Raw genomic sequence first — 25,168 nt, forward strand, 5'->3', positions numbered from 1 at the left:
GACAATCGAGAGGGCAGGAGATCCCGCCCCTTAGTGGTTCTAATTAGTTAAGTGCCTTGTCATTCGGTTCTTTAAACAGTGCTTTCATGTCGTCAGACAGTTCAAAGTTCATGTTCAGATTCTTTGGTGGGATTGGGTTCTTGAACCACTTATCGAACCATTTTTCCGCGTCGCCAGAGGTCTGAACCTGAGCGATGGTGTCATCGACCAGTTTCTTAAATTCCGCATCGTCTTTACGCATCATGCAGCCGTAGGCCTCTTTGGACTGCGCGGTGCCCACGATCTCCCAGTTGTCTGGTTTCTTCGCTTTAGCACGTTCACCGGCCAGCAGGGCATCATCCATCATAAAGGCAACTGCGCGGCCGCTTTCCAGGGTACGGAAAGAGTCACCGTGGTCTTTGGCGCTGATGATACGCATGTCCATTTTCTTCTCTTCATTCAGCTTGTGCAGCAGAACTTCAGAGGTGGTACCGGAGGTCACAACCACCGCTTTGCCTTTCAGGTCGGCAAAGTCTTTAATCTCGCCGCCTTTTTTGGTCAGCAGTCGGGTACCCACCACGAAGATCGTGTCGGAGAAGGCAGCCTGTTTTTGACGCTCAAGGTTGTTGGTGGTGGAGCCACACTCAAAATCGAAGGTGCCGTTTTGCAGCAGCGGGATACGGTTTTGTGAAGTGATTGGGATCAGCTTCACTTCCAGATTCGGTTTGTTCAGCTTTTTCTTCACCGCGTCAACGATCGCGTTGGAGTAATCCTGTGAGTAGCCCACGACTTTTTGCGTGTTGTCGTAGTATGAGAACGGAACAGATGACTCACGGTGGCCGACCACAATCACGCCGTTTTTAGCGATTTTTTCCAGGGTGCCGCCTGCTGCCGGCGCAGCATCTTCAGCGTGAACCACGCCTGCGGACAATCCCATCACCAGCATTGCTGTGGCCAGTTTACGTAATTGCATATCCAACTCCTTTTTTATCAGCGCCAGAGACGCATTGATATTCGGTGTGATGTTGTTATAGCTCGCGCGATACGAGTGCAGTGTTATACATGTTTGTTAACATTTAGTTTGGCTTAATGTAAAGATTTTGCTGCGTTATTGTTTATTTTTGCGAAGCGCGCCGCACCATTCAGAGGCATAAATCTTTCGTTGCACCGTTTCGGTGCTACCGGTGAACTATGCTGGTGCGACAAGGTTTCACATTAAGCCAAATCGCGTTTACGTGAATAAATAAAGCAACAGGCGTGCCAGAATTAACCCTCACCCCGGCCCTCTCCCTGAAAGGGAGAGGGAGAAAGGCAAGCAGGATGGGGCAAATATGCAAGGACGATCCCCTCTCCCCTAAGGGGAGAGGGTTAGGGTGAGGGGGAAAAAGCTACTTACGACGCTGGCGCAAACTCATCAGCAAAGCGCCGAAACCGAACAGGGCGGTGAGGATCCACAGCGGCCAGTTGCCGGTGCGGGCGTACGGCGTCAGCCCCGTGGCGGGCGTGACTTTTGCCGTCAGTACGTCGCGGGTGAACTGCGGGAGCATGGCCTGAATTTCGCCCTGCGGGCCAATCACGGCAGTGATACCGTTGTTGGTGCTGCGCAGCAGAGGACGCGCCAGCTCCAGAGAGCGCATCCGCGCCATCTGGAAGTGCTGCCATGGACCAATCGACTTACCGAACCAGGCATCGTTAGAGATAGTCAACAGGTAGTCGGTGTTCGGGCGGAAATTATCCCGCACCTGTTCACCCAGGATGATCTCGTAGCAGATGGCGGCGGTCAGCAGAAATCCGTGTGCGCTCAGCTGAGGCTGAACGTAAGAACCCCGGCTAAAGGAGGACATCGGCAGATCGAAGAACGGTGCCAGCGGACGCAGAATCGACTCCAGCGGCACAAACTCACCAAAAGGTACCAGGTGATTCTTGTTGTAGCGGTTAGTCGACTCGTAGCTGTACGGGTTGTCTTTCCCAAGCGTAATGATGGTGTTGTAGGTGTCGTAACGGTTTTGCTTGTTCAGACGCGCGTCAACGATACCGGTTATCAGGGTGGAGTTTCGCGCCCGCAGCAGATCGTCCATCATGGCAAGAAAACGCTGCTGGTTAATCTCCAGATCCGGAATTGCCGACTCCGGCCAGATAATCAGCTGGGATTTGCCCATCTCTTTCTGGGTGGCATCCAGATAAATTTTCAGGGTGTTGAGCAGCTGGCCTTCATCCCATTTCAGCGACTGAGGGATATCGCCCTGAACCATCGACACCTGGGTTGCGCGTTCCGGTTCAAGAGTGAACCACTGGATATAACGCAGCGGGAAAGGCAGGGCAAAGAGCACCAGAGCCATCACCAGCGGTCGCCAGTTGCGCTGCACCAGCGCCAGCACCAGCAGGCCACTCACCACCATCAGCAGGAAGTTGATCGCCTCGACGCCCATCACCGGCGCCAGCCCTTTCAGCGGGCCGTCTATCTGGCTGTAGCCAAACTGCAGCCACGGAAACCCGGTCAGCACCCAGCCGCGCAGGAACTCGGTTACCTGCCAGACCACCGGGGCGGCAATGGCCACACGCAGCCAGCTGGTTTTCGGCCACAGGCGCGAGAGGATCCCGGCGAACAGACCGGTGTACAGCGAGAGGTACGCCGCCAGCAGCACGACGAGGAAGACGTTCACCGGGCCTGGCATGCCGCCAAACTGGGCAATGCTGACGTAAACCCAGTTAATACCGGCGCCAAACAGGCCCAGACCCCAGAAATAGCCAATCGCCGCCGCCTGAACAGGGCGTCGGTTAAGCGTCAGCCCCTGAAGTCCCATCAGGGAGAGCAGGGCAGCAGGCCAGAAGTCGTAAGGGGAAAAAGCCAGCGTACCGCTGGCTCCGAGGATCAGCGCCAGTAGCAAACGCGTGCGCTGGCGTTCAAACAGTGGGGCAAATGCCATTTAAATCAATCATCCAGTGTGGGTTGCGGAGCATCGTCCGGCATTCTTACATGAACCTGAATAATACGTCGACTGTCGGCCATCGCCACCTTGAACTGGTAACCGTCTATTTCCACGGTCTCGCCACGCGCCGGCAGGTGACCAAACGCCTGCATTACCAGCCCGCCGATGGTATCCACCTCTTCATCGCTGAAGTGGGTCCCGAAGGTGTCATTGAAATCTTCGATTGGGGCGAGCGCACGCACGGTCCAGGTGTGGCGGCTAAGCTGACGGAAGTCGATATCCTCTTCTTCGTCATATTCGTCTTCGATTTCACCCACGATCAGTTCAAGAATATCTTCGATGGTGACCAGGCCCGAAACACCGCCAAATTCATCGATAACAATCGCCATGTGGTAGCGCTGGGAGCGGAACTCTTTCAGCATGCGGTCAACACGCTTGCTCTCCGGAACAACCACCGCCGGGCGTAACACTTTTTCCATGCTGAAGGCTTCGGAATCGCTGAGCATAAACGGCAGCAGATCTTTAGCCATCAAAATCCCTTCGATGTGATCTTTGTCTTCGCTGATCACCGGGAAACGCGAGTGAGCGGATTCGATAATGACATCGAGGCACTCGTCCAGGGTCTGGTTGCGTTTCAGGGTAATCATCTGGGAACGCGGGATCATGATATCGCGAACGCGCTGGTCGGCGATGTCCATTACCCCTTCGAGCATCTCGCGCGTATCCTCATCGATAAGCTCGTTTTGCCCGGAGTCACGGATGAGCTCCAGAAGGTCGTCACGGTTTTTAGGTTCCCCGTGGAACAGCTGGCTCAGAAGGAGGGAGAAAAATCCTTTTTTGCTGTTTGGTGTGTCGCTACTGTGTGAATTGTCGTCGCTCATGGCGTTTGTTAAGGGTTCTCATGTTGGTCTATTGATTGCCGCCGCGGACTTTTGTCATACGCAACGGCACATTATGCCAGCAGGGCGCAAGCGCGCCCTACAGACTACTCTTTCTCGGCAATGTACGGATCCTCATAGCCCAGAGCAAGCATTATCTCTGTCTCGAGGGATTCCATCTCTTCTGCTTCGTCATCTTCAATGTGGTCGTAACCCAGCAGATGCAGGCTGCCGTGCACTACCATATGCGCCCAGTGGGCCTCGAGCGGCTTCTGCTGCTCCTGCGCTTCCTGCTCCACCACCTGACGACAGATGATCAAATCACCCAGCAGCGGCAGTTCAATGCCCGGCGGCGCTTCGAACGGGAAAGAGAGGACGTTAGTCGGCTTATCTTTACCGCGGTAGGTCAGGTTCAGCTCGTGGCTTTCTGCTTCATCCACCAGGCGAATCGTCACTTCCGACTCTTCCTGAAACTGGGGGATGACGGCATTCAGCCACGCCTGGAACTGGCTCTCTTCCGGCAGGCCGGAAGACTCTTCACATGCCAGTTGTAAATCGAGGATCACCTGACTCATTTCTGCTCTTGCTCCTGGGCTTCGCGTTTGCGTTCCGCTGCCTGTTCTGCTTTACGTTTTTGATCTGCTGCTTCCCACTCTTCATACGCCGTGACGATACGGGCTACCACCGGGTGGCGCACCACGTCTTCGCTGTGGAAGAAGTTAAAGCTGATTTCGTCCACTTCGCTCAGCACTTCGATGGCATGGCGCAGACCGGATTTGGTGCTGCGCGGCAGGTCGATCTGGGTGATGTCGCCGGTGATCACCGCTTTGGAGTTAAAGCCAATACGGGTCAGGAACATCTTCATCTGTTCGATGGTGGTGTTCTGGCTCTCATCCAGAATGATGAACGCATCGTTCAATGTGCGCCCGCGCATGTAGGCCAGCGGGGCTACTTCGATGACGTTACGTTCGATCAGTTTTTCGACCTTCTCGAAGCCAAGCATCTCGAACAGCGCATCGTACAGCGGACGCAGATACGGGTCGACTTTCTGGCTTAGATCGCCGGGTAAAAAGCCGAGCTTTTCGCCCGCTTCCACCGCAGGGCGGGTAAGCAGAATACGGCGGATCTCCTGGCGCTCCAGGGCATCCACGGCGGCCGCTACCGCAAGGTAGGTCTTACCCGTACCCGCCGGGCCGACGCCGAAGGTAATATCATGGTCGAGAATATTGGCGATGTACTGCGCCTGGTTTGGCGTGCGGGGCTTAATTACCCCACGCTTGGTTTTGATATGGATGGCTTTGCCATATTCCGGAACGCTCTCAGCGCTCTGCTCCAGCACGCGCGCTTCTTTGATCGCCAGATGGATCTGTTCCGGCTCAATATCCTGGATTTCGCCGCGCATTGGCGCGGTATCGACGTACAGGCTATTGAGAATATCCGCAGCTGCATTAACGCAGATGGCGCGGCCGGTGAGTTTGAAATGGTTATCGCGACGGTTAATCTCGATACCCAGACGTCGCTCCAGTTGTTTGATGTTGTCATCAAACGGCCCGCACAGGCTCAGCAGGCGAGCGTTGTCTGCTGGCTCAAGGGTAATTTCACGCGTATCTATATTCAAACCGTTCCTCTTAATGTCTCGGGTGTCATAAGGCAGTGGGTCTGTCTTATGAAATTATTCACGCCACAGGTTAAAGGCGCAAGCATTGCGAAGGATATGGGGGAGAACAGGGGGAAATGCAAGGCCTGCCAGAAACGGCAGGCCTCGGAGATTATGGCTGATAAACGCCGACACCCAGATCGCTTTCTTTACGGGTACGGGCAATGACCGACTCTGGCGATTCAACGACCCGCAGGCCCATTTCATCTTCGGTGCGCACCAGTTTTCCACGCAGGGAGTTGGTCAGCACTTCAAGGATCTCGATATCAACAAACTTACCTACCAGATCCGGCGTGCCTTCGAAGTTCACCACGCGGTTGTTCTCCGTACGGCCAGAGAGCTGCATGATGCTCTTACGTGAAGTGCCTTCTACCAGCACGCGCTGAACGGTGCCGAGCATCCGACGGCTCCAGGCGTTCGCCTGCTGGTTGATGCGATCCTGCAGAATATAGAGACGCTGCTTTTTCACCTCATCCGGCACGTCATCAACCATATCGGCGGCAGGCGTGCCTGGACGGGCAGAGAAGATGAAGCTGTAGCTCACGTCGAAGTTCACATCACCAATGACCTTCATGGTGCGCTCAAAATCCTCGTCCGTTTCACCCGGGAAGCCAACGATAAAGTCAGAGCTGATCTGGATATCCGGGCGCGCTTCACGCAGCTTGCGGATAATCGCTTTATATTCCAGCGCGGTGTGGGTACGGCCCATCAGGTTCAGCACGCGGTCAGAACCACACTGGATAGGCAGATGCAGGAAGCTCACCAGCTCTGGCGTATCGCGGTAAACATCGATGATGTCATCGGTGAATTCGATCGGGTGGCTGGTGGTGAAGCGGATGCGGTCGATACCGTCGATAGCCGCGACCAGACGCAGCAGTTCAGCAAAGGTGCCGGTGCTGCCGTCATAGTTCTCGCCGCGCCAGGCGTTAACGTTCTGCCCGAGCAGGTTAACTTCGCGCACGCCCTGGGCCGCCAGCTGGGCGATCTCAAACAGGATGTCGTCGCATGGACGGCTGACTTCTTCGCCGCGGGTATAAGGCACCACGCAGTACGTACAGTACTTATTGCAGCCTTCCATGATTGAGACGAAGGCGGTCGGGCCATCCGCGCGCGGTTCCGGCAGACGGTCGAATTTTTCGATTTCCGGGAAGCTGACGTCGATGATCGCCTTGCGCTGGCCGGTCCCGCGTACGGAGTTGATCATCTCCGGCAGACGGTGCAGGGTTTGCGGGCCAAAAATTATGTCGACGTAGTGGGCGCGCTGACGGATCAGCTTGCCTTCCTGGGAGGCGACACAGCCGCCGACGCCGATGATCACTTCGGGTCTTTTCTGTTTGATCAGCTTCCAGCGGCCTAGCTGGTGAAAGACTTTCTCCTGCGCCTTCTCACGGATCGAGCAGGTGTTCAGCAGCAACACGTCTGCCTCTTCCGCCACGTCGGTGAGTTGATACCCATGGGTGGCATCCAGCAGATCGGCCATCTTGGATGAATCGTATTCGTTCATCTGACAGCCCCAGGTTTTAATATGGAGTTTTTTTGTCATCGACTTGCTCGTGCTCAGGATTGCAGGGCGCGTATTGTAATGCTTTGGTGCGGTTGTGACCAGTATGAAGCTTGTCAGCCTCAAGACCAAAAAAATCCGGTAAACTTAGGGGATTATCAAATAAGGACAAATGACCATGACAATCCAACAAGCCGGGATCGCCGTTGTCGGCGGCGGTATGGTCGGCGGCGCGCTGGCGCTGGGGCTGGCGCAACAGGGGTTTGACGTAACGGTGATCGAACAGGCGATGCCGCCCGCTTTTGACGCTTCACAGCATCCGGATGTGCGTATCTCAGCGATCAGCGCTGCGTCGGTTGATCTGCTTCGCGGGCTGGGGGTCTGGGACGCGGTGCTGGCCATGCGCGCCCATCCGTATCGCCGCCTGGAGACCTGGGAGTGGGAAAATGCCCATGTGGTATTTGACGCCACGGAGCTTAAGCTCCCGCTGCTGGGCTACATGGTAGAAAATACGGTTCTGCAACAGGCGCTCTGGCAGGCACTGGAGGCGCATCCGCAGGTTACGCTGCGCGTCCCGGCGTCGGTGAAAAATCTTCACCGCCACAACGACCAGCATCTGGTTGAGCTGGATAACGGCGAGCAGCTGGCGGTGAAGCTGCTGATTGGTGCCGACGGCGCGAATTCCCGTGTACGCGAGCTGGCGGGGATCGGTATTCATGCCTGGCAGTATCAACAGTCCTGCATGCTGATTACCGTCGCCTGCGAGAACGATCCCGGTGACAGTACCTGGCAGCACTTTACGCCGAACGGCCCGCACGCCTTTTTGCCCCTGTTCGATCGCTGGGCATCCCTGGTGTGGTATGACACCCCGGCACGCATACGCCAGCTGCAGGGGTTCACGATGGAACAGCTGCAGCGCGAAATCGCCCACCACTTCCCGGCGCGTCTGGGTAAGGTGACGCCGGTCGCTGCAGGGGCGTTCCCGCTGACGCGTCGTCATGCGCTGAAATATGCCCGCGAAGGGCTGGCGCTGGTCGGGGACGCGGCGCATACCATTCATCCGCTGGCGGGGCAGGGGGTTAACCTGGGCTATCGTGACGTAGAGGCCTTGCTGGACGTACTCAGCAACGCCCGCAGCCATGGCGAAGCCTGGGCCAGCCATCAGGTGCTCAAGCGTTATCAGACCCGACGAATGGCGGATAACTTCATTATGCAATCAGGGATGGATCTGTTTTACGCCGGATTCAGCAACGACCTTGGGCCGCTGCGTATCCTGCGGAACATCGGGTTGATAGCGGCACAGCGGGCGGGTGCCCTGAAGCGTCAGGCGCTGAAGTACGCCTTAGGGCTTTAACACTCTTCCATGCCGGGTGAGGCGAAGCCGCCACCCGGCATTTAAATGCAGGAACGCAGAAAAGCAAAAAGCTCGCCGAAGCGAGCTTTTTTTGTGTGGCTGGGGTGCAGGGATTCGAACCCCGGAATGCTGGTATCAGAAACCAGAGCCTTACCGCTTGGCGACACCCCAATTGCGTTAAACAATACATCATTTAACGACTTTGTAAAATGGCTGGGGTACGAGGATTCGAACCTCGGAATGCTGGTATCAGAAACCAGAGCCTTACCGCTTGGCGATACCCCAACAATTTTTTTGGTTTTACCGACCGGAATCGATACAACCTTATATGGTGGCTACGACGGGATTCGAACCTGTGACCCCATCATTATGAGTGATGTGCTCTAACCAACTGAGCTACGTAGCCAGACTGCTTTCTTCGATGGCTGGGGTACCTGGATTCGAACCAGGGAATGCCGGTATCAAAAACCGGTGCCTTACCGCTTGGCGATACCCCAATAACCGCGGAGAACCGCAAAATCGAAGAAATATGGCTGGGGTACCTGGATTCGAACCAGGGAATGCCGGTATCAAAAACCGGTGCCTTACCGCTTGGCGATACCCCATCCGTGCAACGCTTACCTGGGAATGGTGCGGGAGGCGAGACTTGAACTCGCACACCTTGCGGCGCCAGAACCTAAATCTGGTGCGTCTACCAATTTCGCCACTCCCGCAAAAAAGATGGTGGCTACGACGGGATTCGAACCTGTGACCCCATCATTATGAGTGATGTGCTCTAACCAACTGAGCTACGTAGCCATCTTTTTTTCGCGTTACCTTATCGGCGTTGCGGGGCGCATTATGCGTATAGACCCTTGCAGCGTCAACACCTTTTTCAACGAAAATCTCTGGAATGTGACTGTTTGGTTAGGTTGCGAACAGCATGGCCGATTATTCGGCAATTATTGGTTATTAATCGTTTTTGTCCAGCGAAACGCGAGGCAAAAAAAGAGGCCCCGATGGGCCTCATGGCGATCTGATGAATTACTTATAGGCGGACTGATGCACACCCACGGCACGTCCTGACGGATCGTTCATGGTTTTGAATGCTTCATCCCACTCAATGGCTTTCGCAGAGGAGCAGGCGACGGAAGGACCGCCAGGAACACACTCCGCTGCGCTTGGCAGCGGGAACAGCTCTTCGAAGATCTCACGGTACAGATAGGCTTCTTTCGAACCCGGCGTGTTGTACGGGAAGCGGAAGCTGGCGGTTTCCAGTTGCTGATCGGAAATCTGCTTAGCGGCCACCTCTTTCAGGGTGTCGATCCAGCTGTAACCTACGCCATCAGAGAACTGCTCTTTCTGACGCCATGCCACGCTTGCCGGCAGGTAAGATTCGAAGCATTCACGCAGAACGTGTTTCTCCATCTTGCCGTTGCCGCACATTTTGTCCTGTGGGTTGATACGCATGGCCACGTCGAGGAATTTTTTATCCAGGAAAGGTACGCGCGCTTCAACGCCCCAGGCAGACATCGCTTTGTTCGCACGGGCGCAGTCAAACATGTGCAGCGCCTGCAGTTTACGCACGGTCTCTTCGTGCAGCTCTTTGGCATCCGGCGCTTTGTGGAAGTATAGGTAGCCGCCAAAGACCTCATCTGAACCTTCGCCGGAGAGCACCATCTTGATGCCCATCGCTTTGATTTTACGTGACATCAGATACATTGGCGTGGAGGCGCGGATGGTGGTCACATCATAGGTTTCAATGTGATAAATAACGTCGCGGATCGCATCCAGCCCTTCCTGCACGGTGAAATGAATTTCATGGTGCACGGTGCCGAGGTGGTTTGCCACTTCCTGCGCGGCTTTCAGGTCCGGTGAACCTTCCAGGCCGACGGCGAAGGAGTGCAGCTGCGGCCACCAGGCTTCGGAGCGCTCCTGATCTTCCACGCGACGTGCAGCGTATTTTTTGGTGATCGCCGAGATAACGGACGAATCCAGACCGCCGGAGAGCAGCACGCCGTATGGCACGTCTGACATCAGATGGCTTTTTACTGAATCTTCCAGCGCCTGGCGCAGTTCGTTTTTATCGGTGACATTGTCTTTAACGGCATCGTAGTCGAACCAGTCGCGCTGATAGTACTGGCGAATTTCGCCATCCTGGCTCCACAGGTAGCTGCCCGCCGGGAACTCTTTAATGGTGCGGCAAACCGGCACCAGGGCTTTCATTTCAGAGGCGACATAGAAGTTGCCGTGCTCATCGTGGCCCATATACAGCGGGATAATCCCGATGTGATCACGACCAATCAGATACGCATCTTTTTCGCTGTCATACAGAGCGAAGGCAAACATGCCCTGCAGATCGTCCAGGAATTCCGGGCCTTTCTCCTGGTACATCGCCAGGATCACTTCGCAGTCTGAACCGGTCTGGAAGGTATAGCGATCGCCGTATTCCGCACGCAGCGCCTGATGGTTGTAGATTTCACCGTTGACCGCCAGCGCGTGGGTTTTTTTCTCGTTATATAACGGCTGGGCACCGGCGTTGACGTCCACAATCGACAGACGCTCATGCGCCAGAATCGCTTTGTCGCTGGCGTAAACACCGGACCAGTCCGGGCCGCGATGGCGCATCAGACGGGACAGTTCCAGTGCTTTTTTACGCAGTTCGACTGCGTCAGTTTTGATATCCAGTACGCCGAAAATTGAACACATAACCTTCTCCATTAACCCTGTTGCAGTGTGATGTTGCTTGCTTATGAAAATGCCGCAAAAGGGGAGGGGCGGCAAGCGTTTTACCGGGTAAAAAACAAAAAGTGCAATGTCGATTGTCGAATGTTGAAAAAAGCGTACGTATTGAGCTGGTTTATTGATGATTATTCAGTGCCTGGCGTTTTCTATTAGATGGAGGGCTGTTTTAGTGGCGGTAAAATGAAAAAACCACGTCCGGGGACGTGGTTTCGGGTTACAGAACATCAATTTCCGCGACCGAGGGATAAATCCAGCTCGGCCTGAACGGCATTGAATCGATGTCGTCCAGAGTGGATACCCCCGACAACACCAGAATGGTTTCCAGTCCTGCCTGGAAGCCCGCCAGAATATCGGTGCGCAGGTTATCACCCACAATCACGGTATCTTCCGAGTGTGCCTGCATCTTGTTAAGCGCCGCACGGATGATCCACGGGCTGGGCTTACCGACATAAAAAGGCAGGCGACCGGTCATCTTCTCGATGCCGGCGCAGAGCGCGCCGCAGGCCGGATAAAAGCCACGACCGTGGGTATCCGGGTTGGTGGCGATAAAGCGGGCGCCGTTGGCGACGAAGAAGGCCGCCTTGTGCATCATCTCCCAGTTATAGGAGCGCGTTTCGCCAACGATAACGAAGTCAGGATTGACGTCGGTGATGGTGAAGCCCGCTTTATAGAGCTCATGGATCAGGGCGCCTTCGCCGACCACATAGGCTTTTTTGCCTTCCTGACGCTTCAGGAAATCTGCGGTAGCCATTGCTGAGGTATAAAACACGCTGTCGGGGATATTGATACCGGCGGTGGCAAAACGGTTCGCCAGATCCTGTCCTGTCTGCGACGGGAAGTTGGTGAGCAGAACCAGCGGCATGCCTTTTTCCATGATGCCGTTAAGAAATTCCGCTGCGCCCGGTACGGCAACGTTGTCGTGCATCAGCACGCCGTCGATATCACAAATAACATTCTTAATAGTCATGAACTTCCCGACATCCAAAAAAGAAGGCGACACTATAAAACGCTGTCAGCTTTCCAGCAAACGCTGCAAAAGGATACCGTTAAGCATGGCGCGTTTTACCAGCGCAAAGGCGCCGATGGCGGAGCGGTCGTTCAGCGCGGAGCGAACGACAGGCAGATTCTGGCGAAACGCCTTCAGCGCCTGAGTATTGATGCACCCTTCGATAGCGGGCAGCAGCACTTTTTCGGCTTCAGTAATTTCACCGGCGATCACCACTTTTTGTGGGTTAAACAGGTTGATCGCGATGGCAATGGTTTTGCCCAGATGGCGGCCAACCTGTTCGATCACTTCACAGGCCAGTGCATCACCTTTATTGGCGGCCCGGCAGATGGCGTTGATTTTGCAGTCATCGAGCGTGACCCGGCTCTGATAACCCTGTTCCAGCAGGTGGCGGACGCGATGTTCAATGGCAGCGTTAGCGGCGACGGTTTCCAGACAGCCAAAGTTGCCGCAGTGGCAGCGCTCACCCAGCGGATCAACCTGAATGTGGCCAATCTCGCCCACGTTACCGTTACGGCCGATAAAGATGCGCCCGTTGGAGATGATACCGGCACCGGTCCCCCGGTGAACGCGCACCAGAATTGAGTCTTCACAATCCTGGCTCGCACCAAAGTAGTGCTCTGCCAGGGCCAGGCTGCGGATATCGTGGCCGACAAAGCAGGTGACGGCGAAGCGCTTTTCCAGGGCGTCGATCAGCGCCCAGTTCTCTACCTGAATATGCGGCATATAGCGGATCACCCCGCTCTCGGGGTCGACGAGCCCGGGCAGGATCACCGAAATGGCGATCAGCTCGCGGATTTTGCGCTGGCAGGATTCAATGAACTGCTCGATGGCGTTGAGCAGGGCATGTTCAAGGGTCTCCTGGGTGCGTTCCGGCAGCGCGTAGTGCTCTTCAGCAACGGCTTTGCTGCTGAGATCGTACAGGGTCAGGGTGGCGTCATGACGCCCAAGGCGCACGCCAATGGCGTGGAAATTGCGGGTTTCGGTAACGATGGAGATAGCGCGACGGCCCCCGGTGGAGGCCTGCTGATCCACTTCTTTGATCAACCCGCGCTCAATGAGCTGACGGGTAATTTTGGTCACGCTGGCGGGGGCAAGCTGGCTCTGTTCTGCAATCTGGATCCGAGAGATGGGTCCGTGCTGGTCGATCAGTCGATATACCGCCGCACTGTTTAGCTGCTTTACCAGATCAACGTTGCCAATTTGAGCTTGTCCGCCAGGTGTCATACTTTTGTTTACTCTGTAACGACCTCGTTACCATTAACGATGGTCTTGATGATTTTATAATCCTGTGTGAATGCGGTGAGGTTAGCGACCATTCCCGGGGCAATACTGCCCAGCTGTTTGTCTACGCCAATCGCGCGTGCCGGATAGAGCGTCGCCATACGCAGCACTTCATCAAGGGCAATGCTGCAGTGTTCAACCAGATTACGCACGCCTTCGATCATGGTCAGAGCCGAACCGCTTAACGTTCCGTTCTCATCCACACAGAGTCCATTCCGGTAGTATATTGTTTTACCAGCAAAAATGAACTGTTCAATATTTGCCCCTGCCGGTGCCGTTGCGTCGGTCACCAGGCACAGCTTGTCGCCTTTCAGACGTTTGGCGTTACGCACGTTGGCGTAATCGACGTGTAAACCGTCGGCAATGATGCCGCAGTAGACGTCTGGCTCATCGAAGATCGCCCCGGCCAGACCCGGCTCACGCCCGGTAATATACGGCATGGCGTTATAAAGATGCGTTGCGAAGGTGATACCCGCGCGAAAGCCCACTTTGGCCTCTTTCAGCGTGGCGTTGGAGTGGCCGGCAGAGACCACAATGCCCGCGCCCGCCAGCTTGCGGATCACTTCCGGGTCGACCATTTCTGGCGCCAGGGTCACTTTGGTGATCACATCCGCATTCGCGCACAGGAAATCAACCAGCTCGTTGTCAGGTTGACGGACGAAATCCGGATTATGGGTGCCTTTCTTAACGATATTCAGCCACGGACCTTCAAGGTGCAGGCCCAGCGCCTGGTGCGGATATTTCGCCAGGTATTCACGCATCACGCGAACGCCTTGCTTCATCAGGTCGTCGCTGGTGGTGATCAGCGTCGGCAGGTAGCTGGTGCAGCCCGATCTTTCATTGGCGCGCTGCATAATTTCCAGCGTTTCAACCGTTACGGCGTCTGCGGTATCGTTGAACTGCACGCCGCCGCAGCCGTTAAGCTGTACGTCGATAAAACCGGGGGAGATGATTGCTCCATTGAGCGAGCGTTGTTCGATGTCCGCTGGCAGTTCGGCCAGTGGGCAGACACGTTCAATCAGGCCATTTGCGATCACAATCGCATGGTCATCCAGAATTTCATGGCCGGTATAAATCCGACCGTGGGTTAAAGCGTACATAACGACCCCCGGTTTAAAAATAGCATCCCGTCTCTGCAGGCAGAGACGGCGTCACATTACAGACCTTTAATGTTTTCTGCTTCTAATTCGTTGAAATATTTTAACGTCTTGACTTTCAGTTCCATGGTGGAAGGCTCATCACACACCACAACTGCTTTCGGATGCAGCTGCAGGCAGCTGATGGTCCACATGTGGTTGACGTTGCCTTCTACTGCCGCCTGAAGCGCCTGCGCTTTTACGCTGCCCAGCACCAGAATCATCACTTCTTCCGCGTCCAGCAGGGTACCCACGCCAACGGTCAGTGCGTATTTTGGCACCTGGTTAACGTCGCCATCAAAGAAACGGGAGTTTGCCACACGGGTGTCATGGGTCAGTGTTTTGATGCGGGTACGGGAGGCCAGGGAAGAGGCTGGCTCGTTAAACGCGATGTGGCCATCGTTGCCTACGCCACCCATGAACAGATGGATTTTGCCGTAAGCACGGATTTTTTCTTCATAATGACGGCATTCAGCGTCGATATCCGGTGCATTACCATCCAGCAGGTTAATATTTCCCGGTTTAATATCAATGTGATCAAAGAAATTACGGTGCATGAAGCTATGGTAGCTTTCCGGATGATCTTTTGGCAGGCCAACGTACTCGTCCATGTTGAAGGTAACAACATGTTCGAAGCTAACCTGGCCCGCTTTATGCATCTCAACCAGGGCTTTATAGGCGGTAAGAGGTGTGCCACCGGTAGGCAGACCGAGTACAAAAGGCCGATCGGCTGTAGGTTTGAACGCGTTAATACGGTTTACGATATGGCGAGCAGCCCATTTGCCGACTTGTTCTGCGGTTGCCAGGGGGATCAGTCTCATTATTCACCTCTGAAGTTTAGTAAGAGTTGGCGGATTGCTTGTCGGGGCATGATCTAAGCCTAACCTGGTTCACACCGAGAGGGGGCAATTCGTCTTGATTTTTCGTATCATAAAATAAGTTTTCGCTGTTTGCCAGTCCAGGGGAGGGGGATAAACAATATTTGGTGACAAAACTCACAAAAAGTACGCGTTTAATTTGCGATACGAATTAATTTTCCACACACTCTCAAAGCCAGTGAATCATCAACTGTATTTACAAGTTAGTGACACAATAAAAACACAGCTGAGAATACACCGTTAACGGGGTCTCATAGGGGGAACAAATTGAGCATTTTAGGTTACTTACAAAAGGTAGGCCGCGCCTTGATGGTGCCGGTCGCCACGCTGCCAGCGGCAGCGATTCTGATGGGTGTCGGTTACTGGATTGACCCGGTGGGTTGGGGTGGGGACAACGCGTTAGCGGCGTTCTTCATCAAGTCTGGTTCCGCCATTATCGATAACATGTCCGTACTGTTTGCCATTGGTGTGGCTTATGGTATGTCCAAAGATAAAGACGGTGCTGCGGCACTGACCGGTTTTGTGGGCTTCCTTGTGCTGACCACGCTCTGTTCCCCGGCTGCGGTTTCAATGATCCAGAAGATCCCTGCGGACCAGGTTCCGGCAGCGTTCGGTAAGATCAGCAACCAGTTCGTGGGTATCCTGGTGGGTATCATCTCCGCTGAACTTTACAACCGCTTCAGCGGCGTTGAGCTGCCAAAAGCGCTCTCCTTCTTCAGCGGTCGTCGTCTGGTGCCGATCCTGACCTCCTTCGTGATGATCGTTGTGGCCTTCATTCTGATGTACATCTGGCCGGTGATCTTCGACGGTCTGGTGAACTTCGGTGAGCACATCCAGAAACTGGGTTCCGTCGGTGCGGGCGTGTATGCGTTCTTCAACCGTCTGCTGATCCCTGTCGGTCTGCACCACGCGCTGAACTCCGTATTCTGGTTTGACGTTGCCGGTATCAACGATATCCCTAACTTCCTCGGCGGTGCACAGTCGATTGCTGCTGGCAAAGCAGAAATCGGTATTACGGGTCGTTATCAGGCGGGCTTCTTCCCGATTATGATGTTCGGTCTGCCGGGTGCAGCGCTGGCTATCTACCACTGTGCGCGTCCAGAGAACAAAGCGAAGGTACTGGGTATTATGATGGCGGGCGCATTCGCGGCCTTCTTCACCGGTATCACCGAGCCGCTGGAATTCTCCTTCATGTTCGTGGCACCCGTACTGTACGTCATCCACGCTGTACTGACCGGTATCTCCGTGTTCATCGCGGCCTCCATGCAGTGGATTGCGGGCTTCGGCTTCAGCGCTGGCCTGGTGGATATGGTGCTCTCCTCCCGTAACCCGTTGGCGGTTCACTGGTACATGCTGATCCTGCAGGGTCTGGTGTTCTTCGCTATCTACTACGTGGTGTTCCGCTTCACCATCACCAAATTCAACCTGATGACTCCGGGTCGTGAGCTGGCGGTTGCCGGTAGCGAAGCCGATGGTCAGGACGTGAACGTGAGTGCTGCTACCACTGAAGACGTTTCTGGTCTGGCGCGTCAGTACATCGCTGCGGTTGGTGGTTCAGACAACCTGACCGGTATCGATGCCTGCATCACCCGTCTGCGTCTGAACGTGAAAGACTCCTCTCTGGTCAACGAAGCGATGGCGAAGCGTCTGGGTGCGTCTGGCGTAATCCGCCTGAACAAAACCAGCGTGCAGATCATCGTTGGCTTCGTGGCTGAGAAGATCGCCAATGCCATGAAAACCACCGGTCCTGTAGCTGCCGCTGCCGCTTCTCCGGCGCCTGCCGCCGCACCTGTTGCCGCTAAGCCACAGGCTGTTGCCAACGCCACCACCATCGCAGCGCTGGTTTCGCCAGTGACCGGTGACGTGGTTGCCCTGGAGCAGGTTCCTGATGAGGCCTTCGCCAGCAAAGCGGTGGGTGATGGCGTAGCGGTTAAACCAACGGATAAAACCGTGGTTTCTCCGGCAGCCGGTACCATCGTTAAAATCTTTAACACCAACCACGCGTTCTGCCTGGAAACTGAGAAAGGCGCGGAGATCGTTGTCCACATGGGTATCGATACCGTTGCGCTGGGTGGTCAGGGCTTCAAGCGCCTGGTCGAAGAGGGTGCAGAAGTGGTTGCGGGTCAGCCGGTTCTGGAGATGGATCTCGACTTCCTGAACGCTAATGCGCGCTCCATGATAAGCCCGGTTGTCTGCAGCAATATCGACGACTTCAGCGGTCTGGTTATCAAGGCGCAGGGTCAGGTGGTTGCCGGTCAGACGCCTCTGTATGAAATTAAAGGCAAATAAGTGCTCCTGAGTAAGCGTTAATGCCTGAGCGGCGGGGATATCCCCGCCGCTTTTTTTTGCAGCAATCGCCCCCATAATTCTCTCCGGAGACCTTTTTTTGCGTAACTAAAGGTTGTCACTACGCCCGGCTTATAAGATCATATGCCGTTATACGTCGTTTACGCTTTGAGGAATCCACGATGAGTGAGGCTGAAGCCCGCCCGAGCAACTTTATCCGTCAGATCATTGATGAAGATCTGGCCACTGGTAAGCACACCACTGTTCATACCCGTTTTCCGCCGGAGCCGAACGGCTACCTGCACATTGGTCATGCGAAATCGATCTGCCTGAACTTCGGCATCGCGCAGGACTACCAGGGTCAATGCAACCTGCGTTTCGATGACACCAACCCGGTGAAAGAAGATATCGAATACGTAGAGTCCATTAAGAACGACGTGCAATGGTTGGGCTTCAACTGGTCTGGCGACATCTGCTACTCCTCTGACTATTTTGACCAGCTGTATGCCTACGCGGTAGAGCTGATCAAAAAGGGTCTGGCCTACGTTGACGAGCTTTCCGCTGACGAAATCCGCGAATACCGTGGCTCCCTGACCGCGCCGGGCAAAAACAGCCCGTACCGCGATCGCAGCGTGGAAGAGAACCTGGCGCTGTTTGAAAAAATGCGTGCCGGTGGCTTCGAAGAGGGTAAAGCCTGCCTGCGTGCCAAAATCGATATGGCGTCGCCGTTTATCGTTATGCGCGACCCGGTGTTGTACCGCATTAAGTTCGCCGATCACCATCAGACCGGCAGCAAGTGGTGCATCTACCCGATGTACGACTTCACCCACTGCATCAGCGATGCGCTGGAAGGCATTACTCACTCCTTATGTACGCTGGAGTTCCAGGACAACCGTCGTCTCTACGACTGGGTGCTGGATAACATCTCCATTCCGGTACATCCACGTCAGTACGAGTTCTCTCGTCTGAATCTGGAATACACCGTGATGTCCAAGCGTAAGCTGAACCTGCTGGTCACCGACAAGCACGTTGAAGGCTGGGATGACCCGCGTATGCCGACCATCTCCGGTCTGCGTCGTCGTGGCTATACCGCTGCCTCAATCCGTGAGTTCTGCAAACGCATCGGCGTGACCAAGCAGGACAACACCATCGAGATGGCGTCGCTGGAGTCCTGTATCCGCGAAGATCTGAATGAAAACGCGCCGCGCGCAATGGCCGTTATCGATCCGGTGAAACTGGTTATCGAAAACTACCCGCAGGGCGAAAGCGAGCTGGTGACTATGCCTAACCATCCGAGCAAGCCGGAGATGGGCAGCCGTGACGTGCCGTTCAGCGCTGAGATCTGGATCGATCGCGCCGACTTCCGCGAAGAAGCGAACAAGCAGTACAAGCGTCTGGTGATGGGCAAAGAAGTGCGCCTGCGTAATGCCTACGTGATTAAAGCCGAGCGTGTTGAGAAAGACGCAGAAGGCAATATCACTACTATCTTCTGCACCTACGATGCCGAGACCCTGAGCAAGGATCCGGCTGATGGTCGCAAGGTGAAGGGCGTGATCCACTGGGTGAGCGCAGCACATGCGCTGCCGGTTGAAATCCGTCTGTACGATCGTCTGTTCAGCGTGCCAAACCCGGGTGCGGCAGAAGACTTCCTGGAAGTGATTAACCAGGATTCGCTTGTGATCAAACAGGGCTTTGCTGAGCCATCCCTGAAAGAGGCCGTTGCCGGTAATGCGTACCAGTTTGAGCGTGAAGGTTACTTCTGCCTCGACAGCCGCTACGCCACCGCGGACAAACTGGTATTTAACCGTACCGTCGGTTTGCGTGATACCTGGGCGAAAGTCGGTGAATAACTGATTATTGTTTGAAAAACGCCGCGCACCGCGGCGTTTTTTTTGCATCACGATCAAGCTCTTAATCATATAAATGTTCGCGATGCGAATTAATTCCATTTATTAAAACTATTCTCTTTCTCTTCCTTTGCGCAAATTCCACGTAATAGCTTCCGGATAAGCTGCTTAAATCCTGCATGTTAAAAATAAATCGCTCATTCCGAACATTATTTTAATTAAAAATTCTCCTCCATTCGCTTTGTTACAAATGGCAATCAAATATGTGCGCTTTGTCATAATCCTGACTTTTGATCGCGGAAAAGCATTGATAATTCGCGTCGCGAAAAATAGTCTAAAGGCAGGAGATGTAAGCGGGTATTTCCGGTTGCCTCCACTTTTAACTTTTTGTTTTTCGCCGTTTAAGGCGCTTTAAATACGTCAAAGAGGATTAATTATGCGTACGTTTAGTGGCAAACGTAGTGCGCTTGCGCTGGCTATTGCCGGTGTTACAGCAATGTCAGGCTGGATGGTTTCTCCGAAAGCCCAGGCCGAAGGTTTTATTGATGATTCAACCCTCACGGGCGGTGTCTATTACTGGCAGCGTGAACGTGACCGTAAAGATGTCGAGGCAGATAAATACAAAACTAACCTGGCTCACTCCACCTGGAACGCCAACCTTGATTTCCAGTCCGGCTATGCTGCCGACATGTTCGGTCTTGATTTAGCGGCCTTCACCGCCATCGAAATGGCAGAAAATGGTGACAGCGGCCACCCGAACGAAATTGCATTCTCCTCCAGCAACAAAGCTTACAAAGAAGACTGGTCCGGCGATAAGAGCGGGATCAGCCTGTACAAAGCGGCTGCAAAATTCAAATATGGTCCGGTGTGGGCGCGCGGCGGCTGGCTGCAGCCAACCGGCCAGACCCTGTTAGCACCGCACTGGAGCTTTATGCCGGGTACTTACCAGGGCGCGGAAGCCGGGGCGAACTTTGACTACGGTGACAGCGGGGCGCTGAGCTTCTCGTACATGTGGACCAACGAGTATAAAGCCCCATGGCACCTCGAGATGGACAAGTTCTATCAGAATGACAGAAAGACCCGCGTCGATTATCTCCACTCCTTTGGCGCGAAGTACGACTTCAAAAATAACCTGATTCTGGAAGCCGCTTTTGGTCAGGCTGAAGGCTTCATCGATCAGTACTTTGCCAAAGCCAGCTACAAATTCGATATCGTGGGCGGCCCGCTCTCTACCAGCTATCAGTTCTACGGCACGCGTGATAAAGCCGACAGCGGCACCGTAAATGATATTTACGACGGCACGGCATGGCTGCAGGCGCTGACCCTGGGTTACAAAGTCGGTCAGGTCGATTTACGCCTGGAAGGGACTTATGTGAAAGCGGAAGGCCAGCAGGGCTACTTCCTGCAGCGTATGACCCCAACCTATGCATCCTCCAACGGTCGTCTGGACGTGTGGTGGGATAACCGCTCCGACTTCAACGCCAACGACGAAAAAGCGGTCTTCTTTGGCGCGATGTACGACCTGAGCAACTGGAACCTGGCAGGCTGGAGCGTCGGTGCCTCTTATGTCTACGCATGGGATGCAAAACCAGCCGACTGGCTGATCAACAGCGCGGGCCAGCGTGAAGATATTGCCTCTAACAAGATCAAAGAGTCTGCCTACAGCCTGGATGCGATTTACACCCTGCAGGACGGTCGCGCGAAAGGGACCATGTTCAAACTGCACTTCACGCAGTATGACAACCACTCCGACATCCCAAGCTACGGCGGCGGTTACGGCAACATCTTCCAGGACGAGCGTGACGTGAAGTTTATGGTTATCGCACCGTTCACCATCTTCTGATGACTAACCCGGCGGGGGATAACCCCGCCGACCGGAGACCGCTATGCTGAAAAAAATCGTACTGGTCGCGCTGCTGGCATCAGGACTGACCGCCTGCGCACAACCGCAGACCCAGAAAGAAGACACCCGTCTTAAAGAGGCCTACAGTGCCTGTATCAATACTGCTGAAGGCTCGCCAGAAAAAATTGAAGCCTGCCAGAGCGTGCTGAACGTGCTGCGCGAGGATAAGGCGCACGAACAGTTTGCGACCCAGGAGACCGTGAGAGTGGCCGATTACCAGGCCTGTATCATGGCGCGTAAAACGGGTAACAATCAGGACGTCACCAAAAACTGCGATAAGATCTGGCAGGAGATCCGTAGCAACAACGGTAAGTAAAGCTGTTTGCCACGCCCGGTGGCGCTGCGTTTACCTGAGCCTGCACATTCACAGGCCCGGTAAGCGTAGCGCCGCCGGGCTTTTTTACGTTATTACAGGCAAAAAAAAGCCAACCTTCAGGTTGGCTCAGCGTGTGCGGATGAATTATTTCGCGTCGTGCGCGTGGTCATCTTCGCGGCAGTCACCTTCGGCGCAGTGGCCATACAGGTACAGACTGTGGTTGGTCAGACGAATGCCATGACGTGCGGCAATTTCACGCTGACGGGATTCGATAGAGTCGTCGCTGAATTCGATCACTTTGCCGCAGTCAAGGCAAATCAGGTGATCGTGGTGATGCTGCTGCGTCAGTTCGAATACGGATTTACCGCCTTCGAAATTATGACGCGTAACGATGCCTGCATCGTCGAACTGGTTCAGTACACGGTAAACGGTAGCCAGACCAATCTCTTCGCCCATGTCGATCAGACGTTTGTATAAGTCTTCCGCACTGACATGATGGTTATCCGGACCCTGAAGCACTTCCAGGATTTTTAACCGTGGAAGCGTGACTTTCAGTCCGGCCTTCTTTAATGCGGTGTTGTTGTCAGTCATGCGGAATCTGTCCTGTTGCTAAACGATTCACTTCTAAAGAAGAAGTGACAGAAAATGCACCTGGGATAATGCGTCTCATTATAGAACTGCCATGACGTAATGAAAACTGCAAGTCTCAAGTAAAGTATGCTTATAAAAACGTGGTACCGCCAACAAACTTGTTACAGGGTGACCCGTTTGAACCTGGATCATTGTACAGGTATGACAGCAAAAGTTAAAAATTTGTAGCAATTATTTTGATTGCTTATACCTATCAATGCGGCGCAACTTAATCATTGCGCCGCAGCTTCATCAGGCATTAAGAATATCGTCGAGGTGCAACTCTTCGCGGACCTGCTTAACCCATTTATCTACACGCTCAGCGGTCAGTTCCGGCTGGCGGTCTTCATCAATGGCGAGACCGACGAAGTTGTTATCATCGGCCAGACCTTTGGACGCTTCGAAGTGGTAACCGGCCGTTGGCCAGTGGCCGACGATGACGGCGCCGCGCGGTTCAATGATGTCGCGAATAGTGCCCAGCGCATCGCAGAAGTACTCCGCGTAGTCTTCCTGATCGCCACAGCCGAACAGGGCAACCAGTTTGCCGTTGAAATCGATCTCTTCCAGAGACGGGAAGAAGTCGTCCCAGTCGCACTGCGCTTCGCCGTAGTACCAGGTCGGGATGCCCAGCAGCAGGATATCGTAACCTTCGATATCTTCTTTGCTGCTTTTCGCAATGTCATGCACATCGGCAACGTCTTTACCTAGCTGTTTTTGAATGTTTTTTGCGATATTTTCGGTGTTACCCGTGTCGCTGCCGAAAAAAATGCCGATGATTGCCATGAGTAAAATAACCTCTTGAAACTTAATGGTATGGTGGCGCAATTTAGCCACGGATAAGGGCAATCATAGCAGAACAGAGAAGCCTGCGGAAACTGCTATCACCCAGGACTGCACTCTGTGCTACATGAAAGCAACAAGAAGGGGAGTTTTCTGACTTAAGCTTTACCGTGCCATTTCTCAAGCTGTGAAATCAGCATCTCTTCAATAAGCTCACTGCGGCTGATCTCACGGGCATTCGCCAGCTCGTTCAGCGCATCGACGGCGTCAGCATTCAGTTTCAGCTCGACGCGTTTAAGCCCGCGGCTTTTATCGCGTTTAAGCTGATTGCGCTTGTTGATGCGCAGCTGTTCATCACGCGAAAGCGGATTGGTTTTCGGTCGTCCCGGGCGACGCTCATTCGCGAACAGATCTATTGTCGTGCGGTCCGTGTGTTCTTTGGCCATGATTTTGAGACTTCGGGGGAAACAAGACACCCTGCTAATGCCCGGGCGATAAGCGCGCCATCATACATCACCGAAAACGGCACGCCAACGACTGGAGGCCCACGGGCGACCAGTCGCTCTCTTTTTAATCAATTATTGATGTCAGCGAGGTACCGACGGATGGCGCGCAGCACCGCGTCCGGTTTTTCGGCATGAACCCAGTGCCCGGCCCCGGCAATCACATGCGCACGCGCCAGGGGGAATTGCGCCAGCAGCGCATCACGATACGCTTCGGTTACATAGGGCGAGTTGCCGCCGGTAATAAAGAGGGTCGGGTGCGGCCACGCCGGAACCGACTCCCAGCCGACGATATGGTCATACTGATCCCACAGCACCGGCACGTTGAAGCGCCACTCGCCGTCCACAAAGGATTTCAGCAGGAACTGCACCACGCCTTCTTCGTCCAGATGCTCACGCATCAGCGCGGCAGCCTGCTGGCGGGTGCTGACGCCCGCGTCCGTCACGGCATTAATGGCGGCGAAGATCTCATCGTGGCGGCGCACGTCATAATCTACCGGCGCTACGTCGATCACCACCAGGCCGGCGATACGCTCTGGCGCAAGAGCCGTCAGCGCCATCACCGCTTTGCCGCCCATCGAATGGCCAATCAGGATCGCTTTTTCGATATGGTGTTCATCCAGCGTATCCAGCAGATCCTGCGCCATGTCAGCGTAGGTCATCTGCGGCGAGCGCGGCGACAGACCGTGGTTGCGCATATCCACCTGCAGCAGCGCGTGGTCGGTCACCAGATCCCGTGCCAGCACGCCAAGGTTATCCAGGCTACCAAACAGGCCATGAACCAGGACGATGGGAGAATTATTGTGCGGCGATTGTGCAGATTGCGCTCGGGTATTCAATTTCATGGCAAAGTTCTTTTTTTACGTATGTCAGGTTAGGGTATCATGTTGACCATTCTGCCGCCCGGCTGCAAGGAAACAGTTAATTCTGACTTTTGCCGCCATTCTGGCTTGACGCTATCCGCTGTTGGGTTTTGAACTTATACTCCCAACGACTTGTATTCAGATAAGATATCGCACTGGATTAAGATGAAAACAATCGAAGTTGATGACGAGCTTTATCAGTATATTGCCAGCCAGACGCGGCATATCGGTGAGAGCGCGTCCGACATTTTACGGCGCATGCTGAAAATTGCCGCCGCCTCTCAGCCTGCCGCTCCGGCCATCAAAGAGACGCGCCAGCCTGTTGCCGTAGCGCAGGAAAAGCCGCTGTCGCCTGTCAAAGACAAAGTGCGTGCGATGCGCGAATTGCTGCTTTCTGACGAATACGCTGAGCAGAAGAAAGCAGTTAACCGCTTTATGCTGGTGCTGACTACACTCTATTCACTGGATAACAACGCGTTTGCCGATGCGACGGAATCCCTGCATGGCCGTACCCGCGTCTATTTCGCGGGTGACGAGCAGACGCTGTTACAGAATGGCAATCAAACTAAACCCAAGCACCTGCCTGGTACACCGTACTGGGTGATCACCAATACCAATACCGGACGTAAGCGCAGCATGATCGAACACATCATGCAGTCGATGCAGTTCCCGGTGGAATTGATTGATAAGGTTTGCGGTACTATCTAACCCTT

At 54.4% G+C, this 25,168-nt stretch carries 21 protein-coding genes and 7 tRNA genes; 6 read left to right on the forward strand and 22 right to left on the reverse strand.

Annotated elements, in window-relative coordinates:
* Positions 1 to 43: 43 nt before the first annotated feature.
* From FHN83_RS18040 to miaB, 6 genes are all read right to left on the reverse strand, one after another.
* Complete coding sequence (locus FHN83_RS18040; RefSeq protein ID WP_039031353.1) at positions 44 to 952, reverse strand: amino acid ABC transporter substrate-binding protein; 909 nt, start codon at positions 950 to 952, stop codon at positions 44 to 46.
* A 415-nt stretch (positions 953 to 1,367) separates the two neighbouring features.
* Entirely contained in the window at positions 1,368 to 2,906 is a 1,539-nt protein-coding gene (gene lnt / locus FHN83_RS18045) for an apolipoprotein N-acyltransferase (protein WP_139564553.1), read from the reverse strand.
* Between the two features lie 5 nt (positions 2,907 to 2,911).
* Positions 2,912 to 3,790, reverse strand: coding sequence for a CNNM family magnesium/cobalt transport protein CorC (gene corC, locus FHN83_RS18050; RefSeq protein WP_039031351.1), 879 nt, complete (start codon positions 3,788 to 3,790; stop codon positions 2,912 to 2,914).
* A 104-nt stretch (positions 3,791 to 3,894) separates the two neighbouring features.
* Positions 3,895 to 4,362: an rRNA maturation RNase YbeY gene (gene ybeY, locus FHN83_RS18055; RefSeq protein ID WP_039031350.1), complete on the reverse strand. Its 468-nt coding sequence runs from the start codon at positions 4,360 to 4,362 to the stop codon at positions 3,895 to 3,897.
* Positions 4,359 to 5,405 carry a PhoH family protein gene (locus tag FHN83_RS18060; RefSeq protein ID WP_139564554.1) on the reverse strand — a complete coding sequence of 349 codons (1,047 nt, stop codon included), beginning with the start codon at positions 5,403 to 5,405 and terminating at the stop codon, positions 4,359 to 4,361. Before FHN83_RS18060 ends, ybeY begins: the two co-directional genes overlap by 4 nt.
* Positions 5,406 to 5,556: 151 nt before the next feature.
* Entirely contained in the window at positions 5,557 to 6,987 is a 1,431-nt protein-coding gene (gene miaB / locus FHN83_RS18065) for a tRNA (N6-isopentenyl adenosine(37)-C2)-methylthiotransferase MiaB (protein ID WP_039031348.1), read from the reverse strand.
* A gap of 136 nt (positions 6,988 to 7,123) precedes the next feature.
* Here miaB and ubiF point away from each other — a divergent pair, with 136 nt between their 5' ends.
* Entirely contained in the window at positions 7,124 to 8,299 is a 1,176-nt protein-coding gene (gene ubiF, locus FHN83_RS18075) for a 3-demethoxyubiquinol 3-hydroxylase (RefSeq protein ID WP_138369593.1), read from the forward strand.
* 96 nt (positions 8,300 to 8,395) lie between these two features.
* Here the strand turns inward: ubiF and FHN83_RS18080 are convergent.
* The 12 genes from FHN83_RS18080 to nagB all read right to left on the reverse strand — a co-directional run bounded on the left by FHN83_RS18080 (position 8,396) and on the right by nagB (position 15,270).
* Positions 8,396 to 8,470, reverse strand: a tRNA-Gln gene (locus FHN83_RS18080).
* Positions 8,471 to 8,509: 39 nt separating this feature from the next.
* Positions 8,510 to 8,584, reverse strand: a tRNA-Gln gene (locus tag FHN83_RS18085).
* Between the two features lie 44 nt (positions 8,585 to 8,628).
* Positions 8,629 to 8,705, reverse strand: a tRNA-Met gene (locus tag FHN83_RS18090).
* Between the two features lie 16 nt (positions 8,706 to 8,721).
* Positions 8,722 to 8,796, reverse strand: a tRNA-Gln gene (locus tag FHN83_RS18095).
* 33 nt (positions 8,797 to 8,829) lie between these two features.
* Positions 8,830 to 8,904, reverse strand: a tRNA-Gln gene (locus tag FHN83_RS18100).
* A gap of 23 nt (positions 8,905 to 8,927) precedes the next feature.
* Positions 8,928 to 9,012: transfer RNA gene (locus FHN83_RS18105), tRNA-Leu, on the reverse strand.
* A gap of 8 nt (positions 9,013 to 9,020) precedes the next feature.
* Positions 9,021 to 9,097 (reverse strand) — tRNA-Met (locus FHN83_RS18110).
* 225 nt (positions 9,098 to 9,322) lie between these two features.
* A complete protein-coding gene (asnB, locus tag FHN83_RS18120; protein ID WP_138369592.1) occupies positions 9,323 to 10,987 on the reverse strand; it encodes an asparagine synthase B in 1,665 nt (554 codons plus the stop codon).
* Between the two features lie 250 nt (positions 10,988 to 11,237).
* Positions 11,238 to 11,990, reverse strand: coding sequence for an HAD-IIA family hydrolase (locus FHN83_RS18125; RefSeq protein WP_139564556.1), 753 nt, complete (start codon positions 11,988 to 11,990; stop codon positions 11,238 to 11,240).
* Positions 11,991 to 12,035: 45 nt separating this feature from the next.
* Positions 12,036 to 13,256: a DNA-binding transcriptional regulator NagC gene (nagC, locus tag FHN83_RS18130; RefSeq protein WP_039031344.1), complete on the reverse strand. Its 1,221-nt coding sequence runs from the start codon at positions 13,254 to 13,256 to the stop codon at positions 12,036 to 12,038.
* Positions 13,257 to 13,264: 8 nt separating this feature from the next.
* Entirely contained in the window at positions 13,265 to 14,413 is a 1,149-nt protein-coding gene (nagA, locus tag FHN83_RS18135) for an N-acetylglucosamine-6-phosphate deacetylase (RefSeq protein ID WP_039031343.1), read from the reverse strand.
* Between the two features lie 56 nt (positions 14,414 to 14,469).
* The gene (gene nagB / locus FHN83_RS18140; RefSeq protein WP_039031342.1) at positions 14,470 to 15,270 is read right to left on the reverse strand and encodes a glucosamine-6-phosphate deaminase; all 801 of its coding nucleotides are present in this window, start codon (positions 15,268 to 15,270) and stop codon (positions 14,470 to 14,472) included.
* Between the two features lie 324 nt (positions 15,271 to 15,594).
* On the opposite strand from nagB, the gene nagE reads away from it, so the two are divergent.
* From nagE to chiQ, 4 genes are all read left to right on the forward strand, one after another.
* Positions 15,595 to 17,616, forward strand: a complete 2,022-nt coding sequence (nagE, locus tag FHN83_RS18145) for an N-acetylglucosamine-specific PTS transporter subunit IIBC (protein WP_139564557.1) — start codon at positions 15,595 to 15,597, stop codon at positions 17,614 to 17,616.
* 179 nt (positions 17,617 to 17,795) lie between these two features.
* Positions 17,796 to 19,463, forward strand: coding sequence for a glutamine--tRNA ligase (glnS, locus tag FHN83_RS18150; RefSeq protein ID WP_139564558.1), 1,668 nt, complete (start codon positions 17,796 to 17,798; stop codon positions 19,461 to 19,463).
* Positions 19,464 to 19,896: 433 nt separating this feature from the next.
* On the forward strand, positions 19,897 to 21,303 hold the full coding sequence (chiP, locus tag FHN83_RS18155; protein ID WP_139564559.1) for a chitoporin ChiP: 1,407 nt from the start codon (positions 19,897 to 19,899) through the stop codon (positions 21,301 to 21,303).
* Positions 21,304 to 21,349: 46 nt separating this feature from the next.
* Positions 21,350 to 21,679, forward strand: coding sequence for a ChiQ/YbfN family lipoprotein (chiQ, locus tag FHN83_RS18160; RefSeq protein ID WP_138369723.1), 330 nt, complete (start codon positions 21,350 to 21,352; stop codon positions 21,677 to 21,679).
* Positions 21,680 to 21,823: 144 nt separating this feature from the next.
* On the opposite strand, the gene fur is transcribed toward chiQ, so the two are convergent.
* The 4 genes from fur to ybfF form a co-directional block, all read right to left on the reverse strand.
* Complete coding sequence (gene fur / locus FHN83_RS18165; RefSeq protein WP_010428651.1) at positions 21,824 to 22,270, reverse strand: ferric iron uptake transcriptional regulator; 447 nt, start codon at positions 22,268 to 22,270, stop codon at positions 21,824 to 21,826.
* Positions 22,271 to 22,561: 291 nt separating this feature from the next.
* A complete protein-coding gene (fldA, locus tag FHN83_RS18175) occupies positions 22,562 to 23,092 on the reverse strand; it encodes a flavodoxin FldA (protein ID WP_039029310.1) in 531 nt (176 codons plus the stop codon).
* 155 nt (positions 23,093 to 23,247) lie between these two features.
* The gene (gene ybfE / locus FHN83_RS18180) at positions 23,248 to 23,535 is read right to left on the reverse strand and encodes a LexA regulated protein (protein ID WP_039029311.1); all 288 of its coding nucleotides are present in this window, start codon (positions 23,533 to 23,535) and stop codon (positions 23,248 to 23,250) included.
* A 128-nt stretch (positions 23,536 to 23,663) separates the two neighbouring features.
* Complete coding sequence (gene ybfF, locus FHN83_RS18185; RefSeq protein ID WP_138369588.1) at positions 23,664 to 24,437, reverse strand: esterase; 774 nt, start codon at positions 24,435 to 24,437, stop codon at positions 23,664 to 23,666.
* Positions 24,438 to 24,620: 183 nt separating this feature from the next.
* Here ybfF and seqA point away from each other — a divergent pair, with 183 nt between their 5' ends.
* On the forward strand, positions 24,621 to 25,163 hold the full coding sequence (seqA, locus tag FHN83_RS18190; RefSeq protein ID WP_039029313.1) for a replication initiation negative regulator SeqA: 543 nt from the start codon (positions 24,621 to 24,623) through the stop codon (positions 25,161 to 25,163).
* Positions 25,164 to 25,168 lie beyond the last annotated feature (5 nt).

The sequence above is a fragment of the Leclercia adecarboxylata genome (genome assembly GCF_006171285.1).
GTDB lineage: Bacteria > Pseudomonadota > Gammaproteobacteria > Enterobacterales > Enterobacteriaceae > Enterobacter > Enterobacter barmai.

Coding starts and splice junctions, on each gene's coding strand:
- FHN83_RS18040 (WP_039031353.1), bottom strand. CDS start 952: ATGCAATTACGTAAACTGGCCACAGCAATGCTGGTGATGGGATTGTCC.
- lnt (WP_139564553.1), bottom strand. CDS start 2,906: ATGGCATTTGCCCCACTGTTTGAACGCCAGCGCACGCGTTTGCTACTG.
- corC (WP_039031351.1), bottom strand. CDS start 3,790: ATGAGCGACGACAATTCACACAGTAGCGACACACCAAACAGCAAAAAA.
- ybeY (WP_039031350.1), bottom strand. CDS start 4,362: ATGAGTCAGGTGATCCTCGATTTACAACTGGCATGTGAAGAGTCTTCC.
- miaB (WP_039031348.1), bottom strand. CDS start 6,987: ATGACAAAAAAACTCCATATTAAAACCTGGGGCTGTCAGATGAACGAA.
- ubiF (WP_138369593.1), top strand. CDS start 7,124: ATGACAATCCAACAAGCCGGGATCGCCGTTGTCGGCGGCGGTATGGTC.
- asnB (WP_138369592.1), bottom strand. CDS start 10,987: ATGTGTTCAATTTTCGGCGTACTGGATATCAAAACTGACGCAGTCGAA.
- FHN83_RS18125 (WP_139564556.1), bottom strand. CDS start 11,990: ATGACTATTAAGAATGTTATTTGTGATATCGACGGCGTGCTGATGCAC.
- nagC (WP_039031344.1), bottom strand. CDS start 13,256: ATGACACCTGGCGGACAAGCTCAAATTGGCAACGTTGATCTGGTAAAG.
- nagA (WP_039031343.1), bottom strand. CDS start 14,413: ATGTACGCTTTAACCCACGGTCGGATTTATACCGGCCATGAAATTCTG.
- nagB (WP_039031342.1), bottom strand. CDS start 15,270: ATGAGACTGATCCCCCTGGCAACCGCAGAACAAGTCGGCAAATGGGCT.
- glnS (WP_139564558.1), top strand. CDS start 17,796: ATGAGTGAGGCTGAAGCCCGCCCGAGCAACTTTATCCGTCAGATCATT.
- chiP (WP_139564559.1), top strand. CDS start 19,897: ATGCGTACGTTTAGTGGCAAACGTAGTGCGCTTGCGCTGGCTATTGCC.
- fur (WP_010428651.1), bottom strand. CDS start 22,270: ATGACTGACAACAACACCGCATTAAAGAAGGCCGGACTGAAAGTCACG.
- fldA (WP_039029310.1), bottom strand. CDS start 23,092: ATGGCAATCATCGGCATTTTTTTCGGCAGCGACACGGGTAACACCGAA.
- ybfE (WP_039029311.1), bottom strand. CDS start 23,535: ATGGCCAAAGAACACACGGACCGCACGACAATAGATCTGTTCGCGAAT.
- ybfF (WP_138369588.1), bottom strand. CDS start 24,437: ATGAAATTGAATACCCGAGCGCAATCTGCACAATCGCCGCACAATAAT.
- seqA (WP_039029313.1), top strand. CDS start 24,621: ATGAAAACAATCGAAGTTGATGACGAGCTTTATCAGTATATTGCCAGC.